An 11,106-nucleotide genomic window follows, 5' to 3' on the forward strand; every position below is an offset into this window, starting at 1 on the left:
CTAGATGAGATCGATAAAAATTATTCGTCGCCCCAATTGGCAACGGCATATTCAAGCAAATGCCTACCAATCTGAAGTTTTAAGCGATGCCCAGCAGAAATACTGGGTGGAGTCACTCCCGCAACCCTTTGCGATCGAATTCAATTGTCAGGAAGAAGCAGAGATCGCCGCAGCTACTGAGTCGCTCTGGGCAATGTGTGTGGAGTTTCTCGATTGGTTCTTTACCGATCGCGATCCAGGTGATGTCGATCGACGTTTAGCAGCACTCCAGATTCGTCCAGAATATTGGCAAGCCATTAAAAATAGTTGGGATCGGACTGAGCCAGTCGAGGATTTATCGCTTTGCACGCGCTTCGATCTGGCAGTCACCACCGAGGGACAGATTAAACTTCTGGAAATTAACGGCGACACTCCCCTACTCGGTGCGGAAACAGTCTACCAATGGAATTGGTATGTGGACTATATCAAAAATCACCAGCGGGGAAAATATCCCCTACCAACTGATGCCAATCAGTTTAACGAATTTTGGGATCGGATTGCAGGTCAATGGCGGCGCATAGCAGTGGGCTACAATCTGCGTCAGCGGGGGATCTCCTTTCTAGTAGACGAAAATCTAGAAGAAGATCTAGAAATGGCGATGCAGTTGATTCAAATTTTGCAAGATGAAGTCGATCCGCAGATTTACACCCAAATTGTTTATCTACGCGGTCTCAAAGACGAACGCGGTAACGAGATCCAGCGGGGATTAGGACTAGATGACGATGGTTATTTTGTAGACCATGTGAACGATCGAATTCCTGTACTCTGGAAGATGTACGATTGGTCGGATCTTCAAAATGACATGGCAAATGACGGGGGTACACAGGCTCTCGCTACTCGATTGGTGACAGGCGAAGTCAAGGTTATCGAACCCTTGTGGAAGCAAGTTCTCTCGAACAAGGGCGCGATGGCGATGATGTGGGAGCAGTTTAGGAGTTCGGACTACAGCAAATATCTGCTAGCAACCTATTTGGATACCGACAACTCTTACGAATCGACACAATTGCTGTTAGGAATGCACGTTAGAAAGCCCATGCTAGGGCTAGAAGGCGTGGCAACATCAATCGAAAGCGGGTTTGGATCGTTGGAGCAAAAAGAGTCGTTTGGATATGGTGCTGAAGGATTTATCGTGCAAGAATATATCGAATTACCCGAAGCTTTTGGATATTATTACGCGATCGGTAGTTGGGTCATCGATGGCGAAGCCGCAGGGGTAATTATTCGCGGTGACACCTCTAAAATTACTGGGCGGCACTGTTTGATTATTCCGCATATCGTCTCCAACAATGGACTCTATATTGCAGATTGAGGAAACCTATGTTGGAGATCGGGCACACACATCCAAGCGTCAAACAGAATATTTGGGATTTAGAGGCTGTGCTACCCCTCGATTATGTCATTCAGCCCCAATACATCAAACTAGCACCCAGGGACGTTTATGCCAACTTCTGCAATCTTCTCAGCCGCGATGTCTACTCAGAGGGTGACTCTCGATCTCTGTATGACTATATCATGACTCGATCGAATGAAATGTCCCCAGCGTTTCTCGCCATGCTGGATCTGTGGCTGGAAGACGAACTCAAGCATTATGAGGCGTTGCGCCGAACCTATCATTGTATTGCTGGCGTAGATTTTGCGGCAATGAATCGGCAATTTGCAGCGAGAGTCCATGAGATCGAGCCGATCGAAATGCTGTTAGAGGATGAATTTACCCTGCTAGTTAGTTTGATGTTCGACGAGATCGGTTCTGTCTATTCTTACCGCCGCGATCTCTGGGAATACTACCGTCATTTTGGTCCAGCGATTCAGAAGATCGGTCATCATTTGGTCAAAGATGAGGGGATGCACTTCAACAATGCCGCAGAGCTACTATTAAGTCACCACCAGCACCGATTAAGCGAGGTGAAAGGATTACTGGTGCGGATTTCGGCTTTGGAGCAGAGTTTGCACAAGTACCATAAAACTTTTTTTCTAGACCATGCCCAGGAACAATACCGATTTCCCCCTCATTTTAACTCGGTGCTGATTCGATTTATTCTGGCACGACTGGGGCTGGGAATACAGCCCCGCCAAGTAGAGTTACAGGAGCTGTGGCAATGGGTGCCCATCGGATATCAGTTGGTACCCATTTTTGCAGAAGATCTTTCTCATGATAGGTTTCAGGCTTAGTAACTATCAAAAAGAAGACGATCGATTCGATCGTCCTCTTTTTTGATGAGGCTATTACTGATAGTCTCACCGAAGCTAATACCTAAAACCTAATCTAAGCCTTAACTGCCAAAAAGCTCAAGTGATAAGGGAAGTTTTTCCAAGGGTGAGTTTGAATTTCGGCAACCACAGTCGTACCTTTCCAATTTAATTCTGGGATGCTGACTTCAACAGGAGTTTTGTTGACTCTAGCTTTTTTAATTAAATTCTCAACACTCTTCGCATCCAGCGTCAGTAGGATAGATTTATCGCCATCGTGTCCGTAGAGATTGACAGGGATATGTCCAGAGCGACGAAGCGCATTGGGCTTGCTACCTGCGACACGTTGTTTCAATTCGACTGAGATTTCCATATTTTTTAGTAGTTATTTGGTAAAATTTGGGCAATTGAATCGACAATATCAAATTTCACGTTAAGAAAATTTGATATTGCTTGACAAAGGGACTAACCGATCGGTGTACCATCCGCCGATAGTAAGCCCCGTTTCGGGCCATGAATCGGATCTTCGACAATAATCGTTTGGTCGCGACCAGGGCCGAGGGAAACGATCGAAATCGGCACTTCCATCAGTTCAGCTAAGAACTTGAGGTAGTCTAGTGCTGCTTTGGGAAGGTCTTCAAGCGACCGACATTCGGCAGTATTCTGGTTCCAACCTGGGAGGGTTTTGTAGACTGGAACGCACTTGGCAAAATTACGCGCTGAGTCGGGGAAATCAGTAGTTTGCTTACCATTGATTTCGTAAGCAACACAGACTTTAATCTCGTCGAATTCGTCCAAGACATCTAGCTTGGTGATTGCCATGCAATCCATCCCATTGATGCGGACGGCATAACGACCGATTACGCCATCGAACCAACCACAGCGACGCTTCCGCCCTGTAGTGGTGCCAAATTCCGCCCCACGTTCGCCCAAGATTTCGCCGCTGCTATCGTCTAGTTCGGTCGGGAATGGCCCCTCCCCAACGCGAGTAGTATAAGCTTTGGCAACGCCAATTACTCGATCGATCGTCGTCGGGCCGATACCAGTACCCACACAAGCCCCACCTGCAACTGGATTGGAAGAGGTGACATAGGGGTAAGTACCATGATCGAGATCGAGTAACGTACCTTGGGCACCTTCAAATAAAATATTGCGACGGTGACGTACCGCATCATATATCTCGATCGAAGTATTGATTACATGGGGGCGCAACCGTTCGGCATATCCCAAATATTCGCTAATTACTGGCTCTGGATCTAGCGGGGGTAAATTATAGAGCTTTTCTAGAATCTCATTTTTATGCTCGATCGTCCAGACCATCTGTTTGCGGAATGAATCAGCATCCATCAAATCTTGCACTCGAATGCCGATGCGATCGGACTTATCCATGTAAGTCGGCCCGATCCCACGTCCAGTCGTACCAATTTTATGACTTCCTCTGGCTTCTTCCGATGCCAGATCTATCAATCGATGATAGGGCATCGTGACATGGGCTGTCTGGGAAATCAACAGTTTATCGGTCGGGATATTGAGTTCGACCAATCGATCGAGTTCTTCAATCAAGACTTTGGGGTCGATGACTGTCCCACAGCCAATGATACATTTCGTTTCGGGATAGAGAATCCCTGAAGGAATCAAATGCAGTTTAAAGGTTTGACCCTGCACGACTACAGTGTGACCAGCGTTGACACCCCCTTGGTAACGCACGACCACATCTGCTGACTTACTTAGTAGGTCAGTGATTTTTCCTTTTCCTTCATCGCCCCATTGGGCACCAATTACGACTACGTTAGCCAAGGGTTATTGCTTGTCTATCTGAATAAAGTTAACACAATCTACAATCGTACCATCTACCTGGATGTGTGTCAAAAGAATGTGGGGAGTGAGGGAGAAGATCAGCAATTCCAAATTCAAGATATTTTACCGATTTTCCACCAATAATTGATTGTTGCTGGTGGGGTTGAGCGGGTTCGTTTCGCAATTAATGGTGCGTTGCGAGGATTTCTAGCATAAAGCGGCGTTTTTATTCGGGGGGAACCCCCGCATAAAAAAACGACAAGACACCCGCCCCTACCACATATGGGAATAGGTTTGAATTTGGAATTGCTGGGGAGAAGACAATCTTTGCACGAATCCCGAACCAACTTATAAGAATTTTGCCATTCGATCAACCGCAAGCTGCAATTTGGCTGGCTCGTGTACCAAAGCAAATCTGACATAACCTTCACCACACTTGCCAAAACCTACACCAGGTGACGCAGCGACACCAGTTTGACAGACTAATTCAGTACAAAACTCGATCGAATTCCGCGCCCATTTTGGGGGTAATTTTGCCCAGATATACATCGTTGCATCAGGAGTAGGCACATCCCAGCCGATACTATTCAAGGCTTTGACAAAAGTATTGCGCCGTTGCTTAAACGTATCAACCGTGTTGTGGACGCAAATTTGTTCGCCATTGAGTGCGACAACGGCACCGTGTAAAATTCCTAAGTATTGATTGAAATCTACCACCGCTTTAACTTGGCGCAGAGCTTGGATTAATTCCCGATTGCCGATCGCATAACCGATTCTAAACCCGCCCATATTGTATGACTTAGACATCGTAAAAAACTCGATCGAGACACTTTTTTCGCGATCTGCCTGAAAGATCGATGGTACCCGAACGTCGCTAAACACCATATCCCCATAGGGAAAGTCATGTACCAGCACAATATTGTGTTGCTGGCAAAAAGCGACAGCTTCCTCAAAGAAGGCTAGGGGCGCGATCGCGGTGGTCGGATTGTGCGGATAGCTCAACACCATCATTCGGGATTTCGCTAGGGTTGCAGGCGGAATATCAGGCAGTACAGGCAAGAATCCATTCTCAACGAGTAGGGGCATCGAATAAATTTCTCCTCCCGCCAAATACACGCCACCTGCATGGGAAGGATAGCCAGGATCCATTAATAGGGCAATATCTCCAGGTTCCAAGATTGCTAAAGGTAAGTGTGCGGTACCTTCTTGGGAACCAATCAGTGGCAATACTTCTGTCTCCGGATCGACATTTATCCCATATTTATTGGTGTACCATTTCGCAACAGCTTCACGAAATAACCGCGTACCATTAAACAGTAAATAACCGTGGGTACTCGGATCTAGTAAAGCTGACTGAATTGCCTCAATTACATGGGGTGGGGTTGGTAAATCTGAAGAACCCAGCGATAGATCGATTATCTCCTGTCCCAATCCCCGCGCTCGTCCCTTTGCCCGATCCATATCAGCGAATACATTACTTTTTAATGGCTGGAGACGTTTAGAAAACTGCATGTAAATCAGTTGAAAGTTGAAAGTTGCGACGTGTGTTCTGGAGGTTCCCTCCAGGTTGAACACGTCAAGACAGAAAGTTGAAAGTTGAAAGTTGGGTGTGAGGATCGTGGGTAGTGTGGAAGGAGCAAGGACGCAGTTGCATCCAAATTTACCATTCACTATTCACTATTCACTATCCACTACTCCCAACTCTATCCATAACTAGCAACTTGCATTATTAAAGATTACTATCGAGCATTGTGGTTAATTTATCCTTGGTGATTGCACCTTCCCACGAGTAAATCATTTCATCACCTTTAAACAATCGAATGGCGGGAACTCCTTCCACCTTGTAAGCCTTGACAGTTTCAGGATTGGGATCTATTTCCATTTTGACTACTTTAACTCGATCGGCATAACTAGTAGCAATCCAGTCGATCGAGGGTGAAACTAATCGACAAGGGCCGCACCATGCCGCCCAGAGGTATACTAGAACAGGCAAATCTGCCTGTAAAACTTCACTCTCAAATTGTGCATCATTGATGACTGTAACGCTACTCACTTTGATAAACTCCGCAGATTATAAATAAGGATATTAACTCAAGTTGCTAGTTATGCTTTGCACGGTCACAATCCGAATATCCATAGTAAGGTGTGTTAGGCGTTAGCCGCACGATCTCCACATACTACTTATAAGCGATCGTTGTTGACGAAAGTGCAATCTATACCCGTGCGAAGTATAGAGTTTTAGCGTGGTGAGGGGAAAAGGTAATGGATAATGGGTCAGGCATTTTTCCTTTCCCCTTTTTTCCTTTCTCCCTTGCCACCTATTTCTATAAACTCACAACATACCCTCTAGATTAGAGCAAGATCGGGTGAAGGGATAGTGTCTTAACTCCGATTCAACCAGATGGCTGTCAATCCAGCACTACCAGCTCCTAGATAGTCTTCTTCTAAACTATCACCGATATGCCATGCAAATTGAGGTAAACATTGATACTTGTTCAGCGCGGCGGTAAAGATTTCGGCTTGGGGTTTCGCTGCATTGACTTCGGTAGAAATCGTCACTGTCGAAAAGTATTGGTCCAAATCCAATGCTTGGAGTACGGTATGCAGTCGCGAGTCAAAGTTGGATACTACTGCTAATTCTACCCCCGATCGCTGCCAGTTTGTTAGAGTCGGGATGACATCGGGATAGATTACCCAAGCGGCTGAAGTCGCGAAGTATCGATATAAATCCTGAAAAAACAGATCGAAATCATCAAACTGATCCCAAGCTCCGACGGCAGTGAATGTCTGACGATTGATTTCTCGCCACCACTGATACTCCTTCAAGGGGATATCGGAAGTCGGAGTACCAGGGAAAATACAGGGAGCAGAATGTTGAAAGGCTGCGTAGAAATACTTATTGAGTAATTCGGATGAACATTTGACACCATATTTACTAGCCACTTCACTATAAATATTTCCGACACTATCTCTTACTCCAAATAGTGTACCGACAGCATCTAAACAGATAACTTTCGGTAGTGATAACGAACTGGGAATATCTAGCAGAGTGGAATAATGGTGTTGCATTCTAGTTTGATGCTACTTTTCCGAAATGCGGAATGTGGGTTGTAAGGGTTCGATGGAAATAATACCCATCTAACCCTTGCGCTGAAATAACCAAATCATCTCAAATACAGATAACAAGCGATGAACTTACTTATTTACCCAAGCCACCTGAAGACTTCCTGGTTGTGAAAGATCGCCTGTAAATATGACACCGCGATCGTTCGCATGAAGATGACGTAAAATCTTGTAGATTGCCTCTACTCGATCGGGTGAACCAGCCATCGTCGCTAATTCTGCTAAGGTAACTGGAGCCGTCGTAGCTTGCAATGCAGTCACCACATCGGTTTGCAACTGAAGAATTACCGCCGCCGCTTTTTTACCTGCTTCGACACCTGGTTGGTGATAAGCATTGACGTTAACGATCGATGCATATATACCCACAGCCCGCTCGTATAAGGCGATTAAAGCACCTACAGTCTGGGGTGTGACACTAGGGATCGTTACAGTTATCGAATCGCGGCTATTTTCATACAAGGCTTGACGGGTGCCTTGGAGAAAACCAGATAGATAGTCACCACTAGTTACACCTGGATCGATTTCGGGAGAAATGCCCTCGCGATCGTGCAATACTTCTACAAAGGTGAGAAAGAAATTGGCAATCCCTTCCCGTAATTGTTGAACGTAGGCATGTTGATCGGTCGAACCTTTATTTCCGTAGACGGCGATACCCTGGTAGACTTTATTACCATCGAGATCGTCTTCTTTCCCGATCGATTCCATCACCAATTGTTGGAGATAGCGGCTAAATAGTAGCAAACTATCCTTATATGGTAGAACCACCATATCCTTTTCCCCTTTGCCATTCCCCGACGCATACCAAGCGAGGGCGAGTAAAGCGGCGGGGTTGGTTTTAATATCAGGGATGCGGGTGGCTATATCCATCTCCTTCGCACCAGCTAACATGCCATAAATGTCAATCCCCTGAAGAGCCGCAGGAAGTAAGCCCACAGAAGATAATTCCGAAGTCCTACCACCTACCCAATCAGGCATCGGAAATCTAGCAATCCAACCTGCTGCTTTAGCAACTCCATCGAGATGACTACCCACTCCGGTAACTGCCACCGCATAGGCAGCAAAATCGAGTTGCTGGGCATCATAAGCTGCTTTTACCTCAAGCATTCCATTCCGAGGTTCTGGGGTGCCTCCAGACTTGGATATGACGAGAATTAGAGTGGTATTAAGTTTAGTTTGAATCCGACTCAGGACTCGATCGATCCCTGCCGGATCGCTATTATCGATAAAGTGAATATTTAATGGTGCGATATCTGGTGACAGTGCTTCAGATACAAATTGTGGTCCCAATGCCGAACCACCAATCCCAATTGTAATAAAATCGGTAAATTTACCACCTTGCGGCGGATGAATGGCTCCAGAGTGGACTTTACCAGCGAAATCGGCGATCGATTCGATTGTCGTCGTAATTTCAGTCTTTATTACTGAAGTCGGCGCGAGATCTGGATTCCGCAGCCAATAATGTCCCACCATCCGCTGTTCGTCAGGATTGGCGATCGCGCCCGCTTCTAAAGCTACCATATCGGCAAATGCCTTGACAAACTTAGGTTGTAGTTGAGAAACCAACCCATCATCGAACCGCATCCGGCTGATATCTAGATACAAACCCAACCCTGAGTGATAATACAACCAATCTTGATATCGCTGCCATAGCAATGCACCTGTTGCCACTGTTGCCATCACTCAACCTCTTAAAATTCTAAAAATTCCACGGCGATCTCAATCTGCCCTGTAACTAAGATACCAGTCTGATGGGTGTCAGACTGGATATCTTTACACAAAAAATTAGATCCTCTTGTGCCGATGAGGTAAAGCAAAGCAAAATTCAATACTGGTTGACTTTTAGTTTGTGCCAATTAGCTCAAAATCGGCGAAGTCAAATCCAGGCACTACAACACAAGCCACTAGCGCATATCCCGCTGTGCCAGGGATTGGTGTAGCTCTTTGCCAATGATTGGGCTGTACAACAGCTTGGAATGTATATTCTCGACCGAGGTGAATTATTTGTGATGCTCCGTCTAAAGTTTCCGCCATGACCAATTCCAGTGGATCTCCCGCTTGATGAAACCATAATTCGGCAGAGCGCACCCGATGCCAGCGCGAGAAATGTCCAGTGGGTAGTAGAAATAAAATCGAGGTACCAGCCGATCGATTTCCTGTATATTCGGCTGGTAAAATCGATCGGGGTAAACAAAGATTAGATCGCCATGTTTCACGATAAAAGCCGCCTTCAGGATGAGGCTGCAATTGTAATCGATCGATTAGCTGGACGATCTCTGTAGGAAGTGAAGTGGGATGCATGAATAGTTCAAATATCAAAATTGTTAGAGTCTATTATTACCAGCAAAAGAGATCTGGGTAAATCGAACGCTCGGTAATTTTAGATAAAATGTGGTATCGTACACAAGCTCAATCTCAGTTTTGTAGTGCCTTTCAGAAAAACAGAAAATACCGATCTATCTACATCGATCGAAAAATCTAGCCAACCTATTAGCATCAATGATTTTCACTAAGCTTAAAATTTGAAAAAGTTCGGGTAGATGGTGCATCATAGGTTTGTTGTTTAGTTGATTAGTTAGCAGATATCGATCGGACTTCAGTTCAAATCAATGTTTATCAGCTACACCATCAGCCATCTACAAACTTACATCCCCACAAAAATGCCAGTCCGATGATTTCGGACTGGCATTTTTATCTAAAACATTCGATTAGTCTTGGTGATTACGGAGATCTACCCTTTTCTTGCAGCAGCAGCTTCATCGGGATGAATGCCCAGACGAGTGAGGTTGACACGTCCTTTATTGTCGATTTCGCGAACTTTAACGATCACTTCATCGCCAACGCCGACTTCATCTTCGACTTTACCGACGCGATGATCGGCGAGTTGGGAGATATGGATCATCCCTTCTTTGCCTGGTAGCAGCTCCACGAAGGCACCGATCGGAATAATTCGAGTCACACGTCCTAAATAGACATCACCTTCGTTCAGACGGCGGGTTAAGCCTTGAACGATTTGGATCGCACGTTTGGCTTTCTCGTTATCGACAGCGGAAACGGTGACGGTACCATCATCATCGATATCGATTTTGGCTCCGGTTTCCTCGGTGATACCTTTGATTGTTTTACCGCCAGGTCCAATTACCAAGCCGATTAATTCTGGCTCGATTTTGAAGGTGAGTAAGCGTGGTGCAAAGGGTGAAAGTTCTTCGCGGGGTTTGTCGATCGCAGCTAACATTTTCTCTAGAATATGTAAGCGGGCTGGACGTGCTTTGTTGATTGCTTCGGCAATTGTCACCATCGGTAAACCGCTGATTTTCATGTCCATTTGCAGTGCGGTGATGCCAGTATCGGTACCCGCAACTTTAAAGTCCATATCGCCAAGGAAGTCTTCGATGCCTTGGATATCAGTGAGGACACGCACTTCGTCGCCTTCCTTGATTAATCCCATCGCTGCACCACTAACTGGTTTGGTGATTGGTACGCCAGCATCCATTAATGCGAGGGTCGAACCACAGACGGAACCCATTGAGGTGGAACCATTAGAAGATAGCACCTCTGAGACCATTCTCAGTACGTATGGGAACTCGTCTTTAGTTGGTAATACGGGTAGGAGAGCGCGTTCTGCGAGGGCACCATGACCGATTTCGCGTCGTCCTGGGGCACGCATGGGTCGAGTTTCGCCCACCGAGTAAGGCGGGAAATTATAGTGGTGCAGATACCGTTTGGTATTCTCTGGATTGAGGTCGTCGCCTAGATCCTGAGCGTCACCTGGAGTGCCGAGGGTACAAGCGGAGAGAACTTGAGTCAGTCCGCGATTAAATAAACCAGTACCATGAACACGCTTAGGTAGAACGCCGACGAAACAGGAGATCGGACGGACTTCATCGAGTGCGCGTCCGTCTACCCGTCGTCCGGTTTCGATTACCTGTTGCCGCATCATTTTCTTGGTGATGCTTTTGAACA

Annotated in this window: 10 protein-coding genes; 2 read left to right on the forward strand and 8 right to left on the reverse strand. The window is 46.0% G+C overall.

Translation table 11 applies throughout. The features are described 5' to 3' along the window. The first annotated feature begins 4 nt into the window (after window positions 1-4). A complete protein-coding gene (locus RMO55_RS12540) occupies window positions 5-1,348 on the forward strand; it encodes a glutathionylspermidine synthase family protein (RefSeq protein WP_310426975.1) in 1,344 nt (447 codons plus the stop codon). A gap of 8 nt (window positions 1,349-1,356) precedes the next feature. Continuing rightward, a complete protein-coding gene (locus tag RMO55_RS12545; RefSeq protein ID WP_310426977.1) occupies window positions 1,357-2,208 on the forward strand; it encodes a hypothetical protein in 852 nt (283 codons plus the stop codon). A 94-nt stretch (window positions 2,209-2,302) separates the two neighbouring features. On the opposite strand, the gene rplY is transcribed toward RMO55_RS12545, so the two are convergent. The 8 genes from rplY to RMO55_RS12585 all read right to left on the reverse strand — a co-directional run. Continuing rightward, window positions 2,303-2,599: a 50S ribosomal protein L25 gene (gene rplY / locus RMO55_RS12550; RefSeq protein ID WP_310426979.1), complete on the reverse strand. Its 297-nt coding sequence runs from the start codon at window positions 2,597-2,599 to the stop codon at window positions 2,303-2,305. 92 nt (window positions 2,600-2,691) lie between these two features. Continuing rightward, on the reverse strand, window positions 2,692-4,023 hold the full coding sequence (locus tag RMO55_RS12555; RefSeq protein ID WP_310426981.1) for an adenylosuccinate synthase: 1,332 nt from the start codon (window positions 4,021-4,023) through the stop codon (window positions 2,692-2,694). 348 nt (window positions 4,024-4,371) lie between these two features. Further along, window positions 4,372-5,535, reverse strand: coding sequence for an LL-diaminopimelate aminotransferase (locus RMO55_RS12560; protein ID WP_310426983.1), 1,164 nt, complete (start codon window positions 5,533-5,535; stop codon window positions 4,372-4,374). A gap of 217 nt (window positions 5,536-5,752) precedes the next feature. Then, complete coding sequence (locus RMO55_RS12565; RefSeq protein ID WP_396134288.1) at window positions 5,753-6,076, reverse strand: thioredoxin family protein; 324 nt, start codon at window positions 6,074-6,076, stop codon at window positions 5,753-5,755. Between the two features lie 329 nt (window positions 6,077-6,405). Beyond that, window positions 6,406-7,092, reverse strand: a complete 687-nt coding sequence (locus tag RMO55_RS12570; RefSeq protein ID WP_310426985.1) for an HAD-IA family hydrolase — start codon at window positions 7,090-7,092, stop codon at window positions 6,406-6,408. 126 nt (window positions 7,093-7,218) lie between these two features. Continuing rightward, a complete protein-coding gene (locus RMO55_RS12575; protein ID WP_310426987.1) occupies window positions 7,219-8,823 on the reverse strand; it encodes a glucose-6-phosphate isomerase in 1,605 nt (534 codons plus the stop codon). Between the two features lie 162 nt (window positions 8,824-8,985). Continuing rightward, window positions 8,986-9,444 (reverse strand): cupin domain-containing protein, encoded by a 459-nt coding sequence (locus RMO55_RS12580; RefSeq protein ID WP_310426988.1) that lies wholly within the window; start codon window positions 9,442-9,444, stop codon window positions 8,986-8,988. A gap of 430 nt (window positions 9,445-9,874) precedes the next feature. Continuing rightward, the coding region (locus tag RMO55_RS12585) for a polyribonucleotide nucleotidyltransferase (RefSeq protein WP_310426991.1) at window positions 9,875-11,106 on the reverse strand (1,232 nt) is incomplete at its 5' end.

Source organism: Chamaesiphon sp. VAR_48_metabat_135_sub (assembly GCF_031418915.1).
Lineage (GTDB): Bacteria > Cyanobacteriota > Cyanobacteriia > Cyanobacteriales > Chamaesiphonaceae > Chamaesiphon.

Excerpts from the sequence above, each read along its gene's own strand:
- RMO55_RS12575 (WP_310426987.1), bottom strand. The coding sequence starts at position 8,823 with ATGGCAACAGTGGCAACAGGTGCATTGCTATGGCAGCGATATCAAGAT.
- RMO55_RS12560 (WP_310426983.1), bottom strand. The coding sequence starts at position 5,535 with ATGCAGTTTTCTAAACGTCTCCAGCCATTAAAAAGTAATGTATTCGCT.
- RMO55_RS12545 (WP_310426977.1), top strand. The coding sequence starts at position 1,357 with ATGTTGGAGATCGGGCACACACATCCAAGCGTCAAACAGAATATTTGG.
- RMO55_RS12540 (WP_310426975.1), top strand. The coding sequence starts at position 5 with ATGAGATCGATAAAAATTATTCGTCGCCCCAATTGGCAACGGCATATT.
- RMO55_RS12580 (WP_310426988.1), bottom strand. The coding sequence starts at position 9,444 with ATGCATCCCACTTCACTTCCTACAGAGATCGTCCAGCTAATCGATCGA.
- RMO55_RS12570 (WP_310426985.1), bottom strand. The coding sequence starts at position 7,092 with ATGCAACACCATTATTCCACTCTGCTAGATATTCCCAGTTCGTTATCA.
- rplY (WP_310426979.1), bottom strand. The coding sequence starts at position 2,599 with ATGGAAATCTCAGTCGAATTGAAACAACGTGTCGCAGGTAGCAAGCCC.